At 71.3% G+C, this 16,287-nt stretch carries 13 protein-coding genes and 1 pseudogene; 10 read left to right on the top strand and 4 right to left on the bottom strand.

The window, feature by feature from the left end; genetic code table 11:
* Positions 1-33 precede the first annotated feature (33 nt).
* Together ACU6WZ_RS07220 and ACU6WZ_RS07225 are read left to right on the top strand one after the other, a co-directional pair.
* Positions 34-470 (top strand): annotated as a pseudogene (locus ACU6WZ_RS07220) (AIM24 family protein); the annotation flags it as partial.
* Positions 471-587: 117 nt separating this feature from the next.
* Complete coding sequence (locus tag ACU6WZ_RS07225; RefSeq protein WP_447032284.1) at positions 588-1,064, top strand: MarR family winged helix-turn-helix transcriptional regulator; 477 nt, start codon at positions 588-590, stop codon at positions 1,062-1,064.
* 62 nt (positions 1,065-1,126) lie between these two features.
* Here the strand turns inward: ACU6WZ_RS07225 and ACU6WZ_RS07230 are convergent, their stop codons facing one another.
* Complete coding sequence (locus ACU6WZ_RS07230; protein ID WP_447032285.1) at positions 1,127-2,536, bottom strand: sensor histidine kinase; 1,410 nt, start codon at positions 2,534-2,536, stop codon at positions 1,127-1,129.
* The gene (locus ACU6WZ_RS07235; protein WP_447032286.1) at positions 2,533-3,192 is read right to left on the bottom strand and encodes a response regulator transcription factor; all 660 of its coding nucleotides are present in this window, start codon (positions 3,190-3,192) and stop codon (positions 2,533-2,535) included. Before ACU6WZ_RS07235 ends, ACU6WZ_RS07230 begins: the two co-directional genes overlap by 4 nt.
* Before the next feature lie 114 nt (positions 3,193-3,306).
* On the opposite strand from ACU6WZ_RS07235, the gene ACU6WZ_RS07240 reads away from it, so the two are divergent.
* Positions 3,307-3,798: a PepSY domain-containing protein gene (locus tag ACU6WZ_RS07240; RefSeq protein WP_447032287.1), complete on the top strand. Its 492-nt coding sequence runs from the start codon at positions 3,307-3,309 to the stop codon at positions 3,796-3,798.
* Positions 3,799-4,054: 256 nt separating this feature from the next.
* On the opposite strand, the gene meaB is transcribed toward ACU6WZ_RS07240, so the two are convergent.
* On the bottom strand, positions 4,055-5,011 hold the full coding sequence (meaB, locus tag ACU6WZ_RS07245) for a methylmalonyl Co-A mutase-associated GTPase MeaB (RefSeq protein WP_447032288.1): 957 nt from the start codon (positions 5,009-5,011) through the stop codon (positions 4,055-4,057).
* 45 nt (positions 5,012-5,056) lie between these two features.
* Entirely contained in the window at positions 5,057-6,259 is a 1,203-nt protein-coding gene (locus ACU6WZ_RS07250; RefSeq protein ID WP_447032289.1) for an acetyl-CoA C-acetyltransferase, read from the bottom strand.
* A 136-nt stretch (positions 6,260-6,395) separates the two neighbouring features.
* Between ACU6WZ_RS07250 and mce the strand changes: the two genes are divergently transcribed.
* From mce to ACU6WZ_RS07285, 7 genes are all read left to right on the top strand, one after another.
* A complete protein-coding gene (gene mce, locus ACU6WZ_RS07255) occupies positions 6,396-6,854 on the top strand; it encodes a methylmalonyl-CoA epimerase (protein ID WP_447032290.1) in 459 nt (152 codons plus the stop codon).
* Positions 6,855-7,033: 179 nt separating this feature from the next.
* Positions 7,034-11,017, top strand: a complete 3,984-nt coding sequence (gene scy, locus ACU6WZ_RS07260) for a polarized growth protein Scy (protein WP_447032291.1) — start codon at positions 7,034-7,036, stop codon at positions 11,015-11,017.
* 114 nt (positions 11,018-11,131) lie between these two features.
* Positions 11,132-12,070 carry a coiled-coil domain-containing protein gene (locus tag ACU6WZ_RS07265; RefSeq protein WP_447032292.1) on the top strand — a complete coding sequence of 313 codons (939 nt, stop codon included), beginning with the start codon at positions 11,132-11,134 and terminating at the stop codon, positions 12,068-12,070.
* 121 nt (positions 12,071-12,191) lie between these two features.
* The gene (locus ACU6WZ_RS07270; protein ID WP_447032293.1) at positions 12,192-13,196 is read left to right on the top strand and encodes an ABC transporter ATP-binding protein; all 1,005 of its coding nucleotides are present in this window, start codon (positions 12,192-12,194) and stop codon (positions 13,194-13,196) included.
* A gap of 3 nt (positions 13,197-13,199) precedes the next feature.
* Positions 13,200-13,970, top strand: a complete 771-nt coding sequence (locus ACU6WZ_RS07275) for an ABC transporter permease (protein WP_447032294.1) — start codon at positions 13,200-13,202, stop codon at positions 13,968-13,970.
* Between the two features lie 178 nt (positions 13,971-14,148).
* Complete coding sequence (locus ACU6WZ_RS07280; protein ID WP_447032295.1) at positions 14,149-15,426, top strand: ABC transporter ATP-binding protein; 1,278 nt, start codon at positions 14,149-14,151, stop codon at positions 15,424-15,426.
* Positions 15,423-16,283, top strand: a complete 861-nt coding sequence (locus tag ACU6WZ_RS07285) for a DUF2705 family protein (protein ID WP_447032296.1) — start codon at positions 15,423-15,425, stop codon at positions 16,281-16,283. Before ACU6WZ_RS07280 ends, ACU6WZ_RS07285 begins: the two co-directional genes overlap by 4 nt.
* Positions 16,284-16,287: the final 4 nt, after the last annotated feature.

Genomic DNA, 16,287 nt, shown 5'->3' on the forward strand with positions numbered 1-16,287 from the left:
CGCTGAGGGATTGTCAGCGCGTGGACTGAACAGGATCTCCAGCACGCGCCGGTAAGCTGCCGGGTCGGGCTGCTCATCGCGACGCCAGGCGATGTTGATCTCTGGCTTCGGGTCGTCCTTGAAGTGCTCGCGCAGCCACGCACGGGCAAGTTCGTCGCGGCGTCCAACGGCCCGGTGGTCTTCATGGAGCCGCCGATCCGGGTGGACCCGCAGGCGCTGGTCGGCTGGGCGGAATCCGGACACTGACCGGTGCCGGCGGGACGTCGGGCGAGGAGCACCAGTTCGAGTTCATGGGGGCCGGTACGGTGCTGCTCCAGTCCACCGAGGCCCTCATGCCCGAGCAGGCCACAGGGGCGACCCCGGACCAGCGGGGGGTGCCGGGCGGCCACGGAGGCGGTCAGGGGCAGCCGGGCGCGGCACCGCGCCTTCCCGGTCAGCTGGGGGACCTCCAGCGTCGCTTCGGGCTGTGAGCGGTAGTCTGCGGAGTGTGACGTCGAACGCCTGCACCCCTGCGCCCGGAATCCCTGTTACGTACGTCACGCGGCGCAACTTTGTCCAATATTCAACTTCTTAGGTAGAATCCATACATGGAGACCGAGACGGCCACCCCCTGGCTGACCGATGCGGAGCAGTGCGCCTGGCGCACCTATCTGGATGCCAACCGGCTGCTGACGCACCAGCTCGAACGAGACCTTCAGCCGTTCGGGCTGACGATCAACGACTACGAGATCCTGGTCAACCTCTCCGAGGCGGACGAGCGGCGGCTGCGCATGAGCGACCTCGCGGCGGCGACTCTTCAGTCCAAGAGCAGACTCTCGCACCAGATCACCCGCATGGAGAGCGCGGGACTGGTCCGCAGGGCGAACTGCGAGTCCGACCGCCGCGGTCTGTACGCCGTACTCACCGACCAGGGCAGCGACACCATGAAGCAGGTCGCCCCGCACCACGTGGAGTCCGTACGCCGGCACTTCATCGGCCTGCTGTCCCCCGAAGCGCTCGCCGGTATCCAGGCCTCCCTCACCCCCGTGGTCGAGCAACTGCGCGGCTGCCGCGGCAAGGCCTGACCCGCGCGAGGAGAGCACCGCCGCGCTTTCCTCGCACCGCACCGTCAAGGCCCACCGCACCGTCAAGGCCCACCCGCAGCGGGCAGGCGCAGCTCGAACAGGGCCCCACCCAGGCCCCCCTCAGTCACACTCAGCGTTCCCCCGTGCCGTCGCGCCACATCGCGGGCGATGGCGAGTCCGAGCCCCGCGCCACCCTCGTCGCGGCTGCGGGCGTCGTCCAGCCGCACGAACCGCTCGAAGATCCGCTCCCGCTCCGCCGGGGGCACCCCACCGCCGTCGTCGCTCACCTCCAGCACCACCGCGCCGCTCTCGCCCCGCACCCGGACCTCGACCGCGCTTCTCCCGTGCCGCTGGGCGTTGTCGAGCAGGTTGCCGAGCACGCGCGCGAGCTGCCCCCGCGATCCGGCCACGTCGTACGACCCCTGCGCCAGCACGCTCACGGGCAGGCCGTCGCTGCGCTGCGAGACCTCTTCGCGTACCAGCGCACCCAGATCCACCCGCGCGTGCCCGGGCCGCTCCCCCGCGTCGAGCCGGGCGAGCAGCAGCAGGTCGGCGGCCAGGGCCTGCAGCCGTACGGTGTCCCCGACCGCGCCGTCCAGGTCCAGCAACTCCGGGTGGGCCGCGCCCACTTCGAGCTGTGTCCGCAGCGAGGCAATGGGGCTGCGCAGCTCATGGGAGGCGTCGGCGACGAACCGCCGCTGCCGCTCGACGGACGCCTCCAGCGCGGCCAGCGTCTCGTTGGTGGTGACGGCCAGTCGCGCCACCTCGTCATGGGCGTCGGGCTCGGGCACCCGCCGGGACAGGTCCTCGGAGGCGGTGATCGCGGCCATCTCCCGCCGGATCCCCTCCACCGGCCGCAGCGCCCGCCGTGTCACGAGCCACGTCACCCCGCCCACCACGACGAGCAGCAGCGGCAGCCCTATCAGCATGGCCTCGCCCACCGTGCCGACGGCGCTCTGCTCGGCGGCCAGCGGGGCACCGACGTACACCCGCACACTCTGCCCGTCCGGCGACGTGGCCTCCACGGAGGCGAAGCGGTAGTCGCCGCGCTCCCCCTCGACGGTCGCACTCCCCGACATCAACTCGGCATCGTCGTCCGACACTTCACCCCGCCCCGGACCATCCCCATCCCCACCCGCCGGCCGCTCGGCCACCGCGGCGGCCCGCACATCGGGACTGCCCGTTCCGTCGATCGCCTCCAGATCCTCGCTCACCGCCAGGACCCGCCCGCTCTCGCCCACCACCTGGGCCGGCAGGTCGTCGGGCAGCTCCAGATCCCGGTACGCCCGCCCCAGAGCCACCTGCGAGGCGACCTCCCGGGACCCCACTTCGGCCTGCAGCCCGGCCTGGTCGATGAGGTTGGACCGCAGGGCCAGCAGCACGGCGAGCCCCGCGGCGACGAGCGCGACGGCGACCACCACGGTCGCCCCCAGCGCCGCCCGCGCCCGTACGGAACCGAAGAGCCGCCTCATCCCCTCACCAGCCGGTACCCGGCGCCGCGCACCGTCTGAATCCGCCCGGCGCCGAGTTTCCTGCGCAGAGCGCTGACGTACACCTCGACGATGTTGGGGTCACCGTCGTACGCGAAGTCCCACACGTGCTCCAGGATCTGCGCCTTGCTGACCACGTCACCGGCCCGCACGGCGAACTGCTCCAGCACGGCGAACTCCTTTACGGTGAGCAGGATTTCGTCCTCCCCCACATGCACCCGCCGACTGCCGGTGTCCATCCGCAGCTCCCCCACCTCGACCACCGGCGAAGCCCCGGCGCCGCGGCGGCGCAGCAGCGCCTTGACCCGGGCGACGAGCACGACGTACGAGAACGGCTTCGTCAGATAGTCGTCGGCGCCGGTGTCGAGCCCCTCCGCCTCGTCGTACTCCCCGTCCTTCGCCGTCAGCATCAGGATCGGCACGTCGTTCCCGGCGGCGCGCAGAGCGGCGCACACCCGGTAGCCGTTCATGCCGGGCAGCATGATGTCGAGGAGCACGAGATCGTACGAACCCTCCCCGGCCCGGTGCAGCCCTTCGAGCCCGTCGTGCACCACGTCCACGGCGAATCCCTCGGCGGTGAGCCCCTTGGCGAGGGCCGTCGCGAGCCGCCTCTCGTCCTCCACGATCAACAAGCGCATGCGCCCAGGTTCCCAAACCGGACCTGAAGACGCCTTCAGCACCCTTCAGGTCCGCTTCAGCATGTCCCCGGCACGGTGGTCCATGTCGAACCGAACCACTCGGGAGGAACCACCATGAAGCGCAAGCTCGTCATCGCGACCACCGCCGCGGCCCTGCTCGTCGGGACCGGCGCCACGGCGTTCGCCACCACCGACGACGCGAAGCCGGCAACGCAGGCGACCACGCTCGACAAGGCGACGGCAGCGGCGGCCAAGTCGGTCCCGGGCACGGTCGCCGGCGCCGAACTCGACGACGGCCAGGTCTGGGAGGTCGACGTCTACGGCAAGGACGCCAAGTGGCACGAAGTAGACGTGAACGCCACAAAGGCCGAGGCACGTCTCTCCGACGACGGGGACCGCGCCCCGAAGGCGACGAAGGTCGACATCAACGAGGCCGCCGCGGCGGCGCTCAAGACGCGTCCGGGGACTCTGACGTCGATCGAACTCGACGACGACGAGGGCACGGGTGCGTGGGAGGCGGAGATCCGGGGCAAGGACGGCAGGGAGCACGAGCTCAAGGTCGACGCAACGTCGGCGAAGGTGACGCCGACCCACGACGACGACTGACCACCCGGCCACCCGCGCGGTTCGTCCACCGGCGCAGGGGGCGGGGCGCGCAGGGGGTGGTGTTCGGGACGTAGAGCGTGATTTGTGGCGCTGAACGCCGGTTTCGCGACGCAACCCCGCTACGCGCCTAAATCATGCAGTCCCGAATACCGCCCCCGGAGCGCCCCGCCCCCGGCACCCCCACCCCCGCAAGCCGGCACCGGCACCCGCACCCACCCCCGGCAGCCGGCACCGGCACCCCGCGTCCAAGACCCGCCTACCCCTCCGTCAGCCCCGCCACCAACTCGTCCGCCGCCGCATAAGGATCCAGCTCCCCCGCCACGATCCGCTCCGCCAACGCCCCCAGCCGCCTGTCACCGCGCAGGTCAGCGATGCGCTCCCGCAAAGCCGTGACAGCGATCGTCTCCACCTCGTGCGCCGCCCGCTTCGCCCGGCGCTGCGCCAGTACGCCGCACTCCTCCATCCACGCCCGGTGCTTCTCCAGCGCCTCGACGACCTCGTCGATCCCCTCGCCCCGCGCAGCCACGGTCTTCACGATGGGCGGCCGCCAGCCCCCCGGCCCCCGGGACTCCCCGAGGCCCAGCATGTGGTTCAGCTCCCGCGCGGTGGCGTCGGCGCCGTCCCGGTCCGCCTTGTTCACGACGTACACGTCACCGATCTCCAGGATCCCCGCCTTCGCGGCCTGAATCCCGTCGCCCATCCCCGGCGCCAGCAGCACCACGGACGTGTCCGCCTGCGAGGCGATCTCCACCTCCGACTGCCCGACCCCGACCGTCTCGACCAGCACCACATCGCACCCGGCCGCGTCCAGCACCCGAATCGCCTGCGGCGCGGCCCACGCGAGACCGCCCAGATGCCCGCGGGTGGCCATCGACCTGATGTACACGCCGGGATCCGACGCGTGGTCGGACATCCGCACCCGGTCCCCCAGCAGCGCACCCCCGCTGAACGGCGACGACGGGTCCACCGCCAGCACGCCGACACGCTTCCCGGCCCGCCGGTACGCGGACACGAGCGCCGACGTAGAAGTCGACTTGCCGACACCGGGCGACCCCGTCAGCCCGACCACGTATGCACCGCCCGTCAGCGGGGCCAACGCCGCCATGACCTCGCGCAGCTGCGGGGACGCCCCCTCGACCAGTGAGATCAGCCGGGCAACGGCACGCGGCCGGCCCTCTCGTGCCTGAGCCACCAGCTCGGGGACGTCCTGCATCACAACTCCGCTCCTAGAAGATGTACGCACCTGCGTACAACGGGGTTACTTGCCCGCGACCTTGATGATCAGCGCATCGCCCTGACCGCCGCCGCCGCACAGCGCAGCCGCCCCGACCCCGCCGCCCCGGCGCTTCAGCTCCAGCGCGAGGTGCAGCACCACACGAGCCCCGGACATCCCGATCGGGTGGCCGAGAGCGATCGCGCCGCCGTTGACGTTCACCTTTTCCGGGGACACCCCGAGGTCCTTGATCGACTGCACGGCGACAGCCGCGAACGCCTCGTTGATCTCGACGAGGTCGAGGTCGTCCACCCCGATGCCCTCCTTGCCCAGCGCGTGCGTGATCGCGTTGGACGGCTGCGACTGCAGCGAGTTGTCGGGCCCGGCGACGTTCCCGTGCGCCCCGATCTCGGCGATCCACTCCAATCCGAGCTCTTCGGCCTTCGCCTTGCTCATCACCACGACCGCCGCGGCGCCGTCCGAGATCTGCGAGGCGGTGCCCGCGGTGATCGTCCCGTCCTTGGTGAAGGCGGGCCGCAGCTTGCCGAGCGACTCGGCCGTCGTCTCCGCCCGGATCCCCTCGTCCTTCGAGAAGACGACGGGCTCACCCTTGCGCTGCGGGATCTCGACGGGCGTGATCTCCGCGTCGAAGAGGCCGTTCTTCTGGGCCGCGGCGGCCCGCTGGTGCGACTGCGCGGCGAACTCGTCCTGCGGGCCGCGGGCGATCCCGAGCCGGGTGTTGTGCTTCTCGGTGGACTCGCCCATCGCGATGTTCTCGAAGGCGTCGGTCAGCCCGTCGTGGGCCATCGAGTCGAGCATCTCGATCGCGCCGTACTTGAAGCCCTCACGGGACTTCGGCAGCACGTGCGGGGCGTTCGTCATGGACTCCTGGCCGCCGGCCACCACCACGTCGAACTCGCCCGCGCGGATCAGCTGATCGGCCAGCGCGATCGCGTCGAGCCCCGACAGGCAGACCTTGTTGATGGTCAGAGCCGGCACGTTCATGGGAATCCCGGCCTTGACGGCCGCCTGCCGGGCGGGGATCTGCCCGGCCCCGGCCTGCAGGACCTGTCCCATGATCACGTACTGGACCTGGTCCCCGGCGATACCGGCCCGCTCCAGGGCGGCCTTGATCGCGAACCCGCCGAGGTCCGCGGCGGAGAAGGACTTCAGCGAGCCGAGCAGCCGGCCCATGGGCGTACGGGCACCCGCGACGATGACGGACGTAGTGCGGTTCGTTCCAGGCATGAGGCACGGCCCCTTGGGATGAGGAGTGAACGACGGTTTACCTCAATGTACTGAGCGGTACCGGCCCGGTCACCGGGCAGCAAGTGTGATCGCGCGCACGTTGCGTAACCACCGCCCTCCGCGCTGCACTGGTCCCATGCTGACGCGAATCGACCACATCGGGATCGCCTGTTTCGACCTCGACAAGACCATCGAGTTCTACCGCTCGACCTACGGCTTCCAAGTGTTCCACTCGGAGGTCAATGAGGAGCAGGGCGTCCGGGAGGCCATGCTCAAGATCAACGAGACGTCGGACGGCGGTGCCACCTACCTCCAGCTCCTGGAGCCCACCCGCGAGGACTCCGCGGTCGGAAAGTGGCTGGCCAAGAACGGGGAGGGCGTCCACCACATCGCCTTCGGCACCCCGGACGTGGACGCCGACGCGGCGGACATCCGGGGCAAGGGCGTACGGGTGCTGTACGACGAGCCGCGCATCGGCTCGATGGGCTCCCGGATCACGTTCCTCCACCCCAAGGACTGCCACGGCGTACTGACCGAACTCGTCACGTCCGCCTCCGCCTCCGGTTCCGCCCCCACTTCCCCCGAGGAGCACTGACCTCCGCATTCCACGGCCGGTAGAGTGGGCGATTCCGGCTCCGGGACCGGACCGGGGCCTGCGACCCATGCCTCACCGTCGATCTGACACCATTCCCCCCGGGGGCCGCCCGATGTCAGGGTGGTGCTTGTTCGGAGAGTTCGGAAGAGTTGCGACCAGGGGACGGATGGGACCGCACCGTGCGGGGCTACGAACGCCAGGAGAGCCAACAGCACGCTGAGACCGATCATCTCTCGCGGTTCGAAGCCGAGATGGACCGGCTGAAGACGGAGCGGGAGAAGGCGGTTCAGCACGCCGAGGATCTCGGCTACCAGGTCGAGGTGCTGCGCGCCAAGCTCCACGAGGCGCGCCGCAACCTCGCGTCCCGTCCTGCCTACGATGCCGCCGACATCGGCTACCAGGCCGAACAACTGCTGCGCAACGCCCAGATCCAGGCCGAGCAACTGCGCACCGACGCCGAACGCGAACTGCGCGACGCCCGGGCGCAGACGCAGCGCATCCTCCAGGAGCACGCCGAGCACCAGTCCCGGCTCCAGGCCGAGTTGCACTCGGAGGCGGTCACCCGCCGCCAGCGGCTCGACCAGGAGCTGTCCGAACGCCGGCAGACCGTAGAGGCGCACGTCAACGAGAACGTGGCGTGGGCGGAGCAACTGCGGGCCCGTACCGAGGCACAGGCCCGCAGGCTCCTGGAGGAGTCCCGCGCGGAGGCCGAGCAGTCCCTGGCCGCCGCCCGCGCCGAGACCGAGCGGGTCACCCAGGAGGCCCGCCAGCGCCTCGGCTCCGAGGCGGAGAACGCCCGCAGCGAGGCCGAAGCGATTCTGCTGCGCGCCCGCAAGGACGCCGAGCGCCTGCTGAACGCCGCCTCCACGCAGGCGCAGGAGGCCACCACCCACGCCGAGCGGCTGCGTACGTCGACGACCGCCGAGTCCGACCAGGCACGCCGCCAGGCCACCGAGCTGAGCCGCGCCGCCGAGCAGCGGATACAGGAGGCCGAGACCGCGCTGCGCGAGGCGCGCGCCGAGGCCGAGAAGGTCCTCACCGAGGCGAAGGACTCTGCGGCGAAGCAGCTGGCGACGGCGGAGTCCGTCAACGAGCAGCGCACCCGTACGGCCAAGTCCGAGATCGCCCGCCTCGTCGCGGAGGCCACGAAGGACTCCGAGGCGCTGAAGACGGAGGCCGAGCAGGCCCGCGCCGACGCCGCCGCCGAGGCGGAGCGGCTGGTGACCGAGGCCGGCGAGAAGGCGCGTACGGTCGCGGCCGAGGATTCGGCGGCGCAGCTCGCCAAGGCGGCCCGCAGCGCCGAAGAGGTGCTGACGAAGGCGTCCGACGACGCCAAGGAGACCACCCGCAAGGCGTCCGAGGAGGCCGAGCGGATCCGCCGGGAGGCCCAGGCGGAGATCGACCGGCTGCGCAGCGAGGCGGCGGAGCAGGCCGACCAGCTCAAGGGCGCGGCCAAGGACGACACCAAGGAGTACCGGGCCAAGACGGTCGAGCTGCAGGAGGAGGCGCGCAGGCTGCGCGGCGAGGCCGAGCAGCTGCGGGCCGAGGCGGCCGCGGAGGGCGAGCGGATCCGCGGCGAGGCACGCCGCGAGGCCGTGCAGCAGATCGAGGAGGCGGCCAGGACCGCCGAGGAGCTGCTGACCAAGGCCAGGAACGACGCCGACGAGCTGCGTACGTCCGCGAGCGCCGAGAGCGAGCGGGTCAGGGGCGAGGCGATCGAGCGGGTCACGTCGCTGCGCAAGCAGGCCGAGGAGACCCTGGAGCGCACCCGGTCCGAGGCCGACCAGCTGCGCACGGAGGCCGAGGAGCAGGCCGGGCGCATCGCCGCCGACGCCGAGGAGGCGGCCGGCGCGCTGCGCGAGGAGTCCGAGCGGGGCATCACGGCCCGTCAGGCCGAGGCGGCCGAGAACCTCAGCAGGCTGCGCACCGAGGCCGAGCAGCGCGTCGCCGCCGCCGAGCAGGTGCTGGGCGAGGCCAGGAGCGAGGCGCAGCGACTGCGCCGGGAGGCCGGCGAGGAGATCGACCGGCTCAGGAACGAGGCGTCGGAGCGGGTACGTACGCTCCAGGGGCAGGCGGAGTCGGAGGCCGAGCGGCTGCGCGACGAGGCGGCCGCCGACGCCTCGCGGTCGCGCGCCGAGGGTGAGGCCGTCGCCGTTCGGCTGCGCAGTGAGGCTTCGAACGAGGCGGAGCGGCTAAAGGCGGAGGCGCAGGACAGCGCGGACCGGATGCGCGCGGAGGCAGCGGCCGCCGCGGAGCGGGTGGGCGCCGAGGCCGCGGAGGCGCTGGCCGCCGCCCAGGAGGAGGCCGCGAGGCGCCGCCGGGAGGCGGAGGAGACGCTGGCCGGGGCGCGCGAGGAGGCCGAGCGGGAGCGTGCGGCGGCCCGCGAGCAGGGCGAGGAGCTGCTGGCTTCCGCCCGCAAGCGGGTCGAGGACGCGCAGGCCGAGGCGCAGCGTCTGGTCCAGGAGGCGGACTACCGGGCGACGGAGCTGGTCGCGGCCGCCGAGCAGACGGCGCAGCAGGTACGGGACGCCGTGGCCGGGATGAACGAGCAGGCCGAGCAGGAGATCGCCGGGATGCGGTCGGCCGCCGAGCATGTGGCGGAGCGTACGAAGTCCGAGGCGCAGGAGGAGGCGGACCGGGTCCGCGCCGACGCGTACGCGGAGCGGGAGCGGGCGTCGCAGGACGCGGGCCTGCTGCGCCGCACCGCGCAGGAGGAGACGGACGCGGCGAAGACGCTGGCGGCGCGCACGGTCGGGGACGCCATCGCCGAGGCGGAGCGGCTGCGTACCGACTCCTCGGAGCAGGCCCAGCGGATGCGTACGGAGGCCTCCGACGCGCTGGCTTCGGCCGACCAGGACGCGGCCCGTTCGCGCGCCGAGGCCCGTGAGGACGCCAACCGGATCCGTAACGAGGCTGCGGCTCAGGCGGACCGGCTGATCGGTGAGGCGACGGGCGAGGCGGAGCGGATGGCGGCCGAGGCCGTGCAGTCGCTGACGGCGGCCGGCCAGGACGCGACGCGGATCAGGTCCGAGGCCGAGCAGGTCAAGGCGGACGGCGAAGCAGGCGCGGAGCGGCTGCGCGCCGAGGCGCGCGGGGAGAGCGAGCGGGTTCTCGACGAGGCGCGCCGGGCCGCGGACAAGCGGCGCGGTGACGCGGCGGCCCAGGCCGACCAGCTGGTGTCGGAGGCGAGCGGCGAGGCCGAGCGGCTGCGCGCGGAGGCCGCCGAGACGGTGGGCTCGGCCCAGCAGGCCGCGGAACGCATCAGGTCGGAGTCGCAGAAGGTACGGGCGGAGGCCGAGAGCGCGGCGGACAAGATGCGTACCGACGCCCGCGAGGAGGCGGACCGGCTGCTCGACGAGGCCCGTCAGGCGGCGTCCAAGCGGCGCGGCGACGCGGCCGGGCAGGCCGACCAGCTGATGGCCAAGGCCCAGGAGGAGGCGCTGCTGACCGCGACCCGGGCCGAGGAGCAGTCGGACACGATGGTCGGGGCGGCCCGCAAGGAGGCCGAGCGTCTCGTCGCGGAGTCCACGGTCGAGGGCAACACCCTGGTCGAGAAGGCCCGTACGGACGCCGACGAGCTGCTGGTCGGGGCGCGCCGGGACGCGACCGCCATAAGGGAGCGGGCGGAAGAGCTGCGGGCTCGCCTGGAGAGCGAGATCGAGGAGATGCACGAGCGGGCCCGCCGGGAGACGTCCGAGCAGATGCGGACGGCGGGCGAGCGCGTCGACAAGCTGATGAAGGCGGCCACGGAGCAGCAGGCCGAGGCCGAGGCGAAGTCCAAGGAGATGGTCTCCGAGGCGAGTTCGGAGGCCGCCAAGGTCCGTATCGCCGCGGTCAGGAAGGCCGAGGCGCTGCTCAAGGAGGCCGGACAGCGGAAGGCCGAGCTGGTAAAGGAGGCCGAGCGGACGCACGCCGAGGCGGAGGCCGAGGCCACGCGCATGGTCGAGGAGGGCCGACGCGAACTCGATGTGCTCGTACGCCGCCGTGAGGACATCCAGGCCGAGATTTCCCGTGTTCAGGACGTACTTGAGGCGCTGGAATCCTTCGAGGCGCCGACGGCCGGCGGCAAAGTGGCATCGAACAGCGGCCCTGGGGCAGGGTCGGTCAAGGCGGCCGCGACAGCGGGCGCAACTCGTTCGGGTGGCAAGTCATCCGAGGGTTAGCCACTCAAAAGGGGTGTCATTCTCCAGACCAAACCGGCATTGGCTCGATGACACGCCGCCCTGGCCCCTAGGATTCCCCCTAACACCTCACCGGTCTCATTCGACAGGAACCCCATGAGCGACCCTTCCTCCCCGTTCGGCTTCGAGCTCGTGCGACGTGGTTACGACCGCGGTCAGGTGGACGACCGCATTACCAAACTCGTCGCCGACCGTGACAGTGCACTTGCCCGAATCACTGCTCTGGAAAAGCGCATCGAGGAACTCCACCTCGAGACGCAGAACGCCCAGGCCCAGGTCAGCGACGCAGAGCCGTCGTACGCCGGTCTCGGTGCGCGCGTCGAGAAGATCCTCCGCCTCGCCGAGGAGGAGGCCAAAGACCTGCGCGAGGAGGCCCGCCGCGCCTCCGAGCAGCACCGCGAGCTCGCCGAGTCCGCCGCCCAGCAGGTGCGCAACGACGCCGAGTCGTTCGCCTCGGAGCGCAAGGCGAAGGCCGACGACGAAGGCGTCCGTATCGTCGAGAAGGCCAAGGGTGACGCCTCGACGCTGCGCAGCGAGGCCCAGAAGGACGCGCAGCAGAAGCGCGAGGAGGCCGACGCCCTCTTCGAGGAGACCCGCGCCAAGGCCGCCCAGGCCGCCGCGGACTTCGAGACGAACCTGGCCAAGCGCCGCGAGCAGTCGGAGCGCGACCTGGCTTCGCGTCAGGCGAAGGCCGAGAAGCGCCTGGCGGAGATCGAGCACCGCGCCGAGCAGCTGCGCCTGGAGGCCGAGAAGCTGCGTACGGACGCGGAGCGCCGCGCCCGTCAGACGGTGGAGACCGCGCAGCGCCAGGCGGAGGACATCGTGGCCGACGCGAACGCGAAGGCCGACCGGATCCGCAGCGAATCGGAGCGCGAGCTGGCGGCGCTCACCAACCGCCGCGACTCGATCAACGCTCAGCTGACCAACGTCCGCGAGATGCTGGCCACGCTGACCGGTGCGGCCGTCGCCGCCGCCGGTGCGCCGGCCGACGACGAGCCGATCTCACGCGGGGTGCCCGCGCAGCAGACCCGCTAGTCGTTACGCGGTTCGCTCACGCGGTTCGCTACGCAGCCCGAAGCCCCTCGCCATTCCGGTGGCGGGGGGCTTCGCGCGCCCCTAGCCTGGCCGTCATGCTGCATTCGCGAGGTGGATCCCAGTGATCGAGCTAACGGGGCTGACGAAGCGTTACGGCGAGAAGGTGGCCGTCGACCATCTGACCTTTACCGTAAGGCCGGGCATCGTGACCGGCTTCCTGGGCCCGAACGGGGCCGGCAAGTCGACGACCATGCGGATGCTGCTGGGCCTGGACACGCCGACGGCGGGCGACGTCCGCATCGACGGGAAGCACTACACCGACCTCAAGGACCCCCTGAAGTACATCGGCGCGCTCCTGGACGCCAAGGCGATGCACGGCGGCCGCAGCGCGTACAACCACCTGCTGTGCCTGGCCCAGAGCAACGGCATCCCGAGCAGCCGGGTCTCCGAGGTCCTCGACACGGTCGGCCTGACGTCGGTCGCGAAGAAGCGCGCGAAGGGGTTCTCGCTGGGCATGGGCCAGCGCCTGGGCATCGCGGGCGCGCTGCTGGGCGACCCCGAGATCCTGATGTTCGACGAGCCGGTGAACGGGCTCGACCCCGAGGGCATCCACTGGATCCGCAATCTGATGAAGACGCTGGCGGGCCAGGGCCGTACCATCTTCGTCTCCTCTCACCTGATGAGCGAAATGGCGCTCACCGCCGACCACTTGGTCGTCATCGGCCAGGGCAAGCTGATGGCCGACACCTCGATGGCCGGTTTCATCCGGGAGAACTCCCGCAGTTACGTACGCCTGCGCTCCCCGCAGCAGGAACAGTTGCGCGATGTCCTGCACGCGGCCGGGATCACGCCGGTCAACGGCAAGGGCGGCGCTATGGAGGTGGACGGGGCGTCCTCGGACCAGCTCGGGGAGCTCGCGGCCCGCGCCGGGCTGGTCCTCCATGAGCTGAGTCCCCAGCAGGCGTCCCTGGAGGATGCGTTCATGCAGCTGACCGCGGAGTCCGTCGAGTACCACGCCCATTCGAACGGCGAGGTGACGCGGCCGCCGGAGGCCGGGGCGCCGCCGGGGGCGGGCTGGGGAGCAGGCTGGGACACCGGTGCGAAGCAGCAGCGGAAGGGGGCCTGAGCCATGGCGGTCACGCAGGTGCTCAAGTCGGAATGGACCAAGATCAAATCAGTGCAGTCCACGGTCTGGACGCTGGGACTGGCGGCGGTCGTGACGATCGGTCTCGGCGTACTCATCAGTATTCTCGCGAAGAACGAATTCAAGAATCTGAACGCGGAGGACAAGCTCACCTTCGACGCGACGTTCGTGAGTTTCGCGGGAACGACGCTCGGTCAGCTCGCGATGATCGTTTTCGGTGTGCTCGTGGTGTCGAACGAATACAGCACCGGAATGATCCGCACCTCGCTCGCGGCGGTTCCGCAGCGCGGTTCGTTCCTCATCAGCAAGATCGCCATTGCCACGGTGCTCGCTCTCGTGGTGGGAATGGTGACGAGTTTCGCCTCCTTCTTCCTCGGCCAGGCGATGCTGGGCGACCTGCGGGCGAACATCGGCGATCCTGGGGTGCTGCGCGCGGTGATCGGCGGCGGTCTCTACATGACGCTGATCGCCATGTTCTCGATGGGTGTCGCCACGATGCTGCGCAGCCCGATGCTCGCGCTCGGCATTCTGATGCCGCTCTTCTTCCTGCTCGCGCCGATCCTGGGGAACGTCTCGGCGACCAAGAAGATCGGCCAGTACCTGCCCGACCAGGCGGGCAGCAAGATCATGCAGGTGGTGCCGCCACTGGACGACGCCGCGCCCTACGGTCCCTGGGGCGGCCTGCTGATCATGACCGTCTGGGTCGCGGCGGCGCTCGTCGGCGGCTACGTACTGCTCAAGAAGCGGGACGCTTAGGACGTGCCCTGGGGGCGGTCTCCGGGGCACGTCCTGGGACCGGCCGCCGGGGCCTCTCCCTCGTTGTCCCCTGCTGGGCGGAACCGTCAGCGTCTGGTTATCCTCCTAACCCTTACGGGGGCGCGTTCCGCCATGCGGTCAGGGCCCCGACGAGACCACCTGTCGATGGGGCTGCACAATGATCGAGGCAGTCGGCCTGACGAAGCGCTACGGCGCCAAGACGGCCGTGTACAACCTTTCCTTCCAGGTACGCCCGGGCACGGTGACCGGCTTCCTGGGCCCCAACGGCTCCGGCAAGTCCACGACGATGCGCATGATCCTCGGGCTCGACGAGCCCACCTCGGGTCATGTCACCATCGGCGGCCACCCGTTCCGTGCGCTCCCCAACGCCCCCCGCCAGGTCGGCGCGCTCCTCGACGCCAAGGCCGTGCACGGCGGCCGCAGTGCGCGTAATCACCTGCTGTCGCTGGCCCAGCTGTCCGGCATCCCCGCTCAGCGCGTCGACGAGGTGCTGGGGGTCGTCGGCCTCCAGGACGTCGCCAGGCGGCGCTCCAACGGCTTCTCGCTGGGCATGGGGCAGCGCCTGGGCATCGCGGCGGCGCTGCTGGGCGATCCGCAGGTGCTGCTCTTCGACGAGCCGGTCAACGGCCTCGACCCCGAGGGCATCCTGTGGGTCCGCAACCTGATGAGGACGCTGGCCGCCGAGGGCCGTACGGTCTTCGTCTCCAGCCACCTCATGAGCGAGATGGCGCTCACCGCCGAGCACCTGATCGTGATCGGGCGCGGCCAGCTACTCGCGGACATGAGCGTCCGGGCCTTCATCTCGGCGAACTCGGCGGACTTCGCCCGCGTGCGTACGCCGCAGACCGAGCCCCAGCAGCGCGAGAAGCTGTCGTCCGTACTGACCGAGGCGGGCGGGCAGGTCATGCCCGAGCAGGACGGGTCGATGCGCGTCACCGGGCTGCCGCTGCCGCGGATCAGCGACCTCGCGCACGAGGCCGACGTACGGCTGTGGGAACTCTCCCCGCACCAGGCCTCGCTGGAGGAGGCGTACATGCGGATGACGCAGGGCGCGGTCGACTACCGCTCGACGGCCGACCAGCTCGCCGGCTTCGAGCAGCCGCGGCAGCCTCCCGTCGGACCCGGCGGTTACGCCCCGGCCGGGCCGGCCATGGCCGCTCAGCAGGGCTGGTACGCTCCGCCGCCGCCGCAGGCGGGCGGCCTGCCCTTCGGCGGCGCCCCGGGGGCGGGGCAGGCACCGCTGCCGGCCGAGAACCCGTACGCGACGGCACCGGGCGCACCGGCGGCACCGCAGGTCCCGGCGGCACCGCCCGCGCCCGGCGGTCCCGCAGCTCCCGCCTCGCAGGCACCGGCAGCACCGCCCGCGCCCGCGGCTGCTCCCGACCCCGCCGCCCCCGACCTGACCAAGAGCGACAGCCCCGAGGACGCCCGATGACGACCCCGTACCAGCAGCAGGCCCCGCAGGCCCCGCAGCACTACCAGCCGCAGCCGCAGGGCGTCGCCTCGTACGTCTCGCCGATCCCGGTGCGCAAGGCGACGCTCGGGGACGCCCTCGCCTCGGAGTGGACGAAGATCCGGTCGGTGCGCTCCACGATGTGGACGCTCGGTGTGATGATCGTGCTCGTCCTCGGCATCGGACTGATCACGGCCGTCGGTGTCAGCTCGTCGGGCGCGAACCTCGACGGCACCCCCACCCTCAGCCTCGGCTTCTTCGGCGTACTGCTCGGCAGCATCCCGGTGATCACGCTCGGCGTGATGACCGTCGCGTCCGAGTACGGCACGGGCATGATCCGTACCACTCTCACCGCCTGCCCGAGCCGCGCCCGGGTGCTCACAGCGAAGGCGATCGTCTTCTTCGGGGTGGCCTTCCTGATCACGGTGGTCACCACGTCGATCGTCGCCGCCATCCAGAGCGCCATGGTGGACGGCGCCACGCCCACCGGCGGGGACTGGATGCGCGCGACCGTCGGCATCAGCCTCTACGTCGCGACGCTCGGCCTGCTGTCGCTGGCCGTGGGCTCACTCATCCGTCACTCGGCGGGAGCGATCACCATCATGATCGGTGTGGTGCTGCTGCCGCTGGTGCTGGCGCTGTTCATGTTCTCCGAGGCGCTCAGCGACGTGCAGAAGGCGCTCTTCGAGTACTCGATCCCCAACCAGCTCGGCGTGTTCTATGACGCCGCGGTCACCGAATCGGGGCCGTCCGGCTGGGACCCGCTGTGGATTCTGGCGGGTGTCACGGCCGTGACGCTCGGCGGCGCCTTCCTCGCGCTGAACAAGCGGGACGTGTAGGCGA

The organism is Streptomyces hypolithicus, assembly GCF_052934925.1.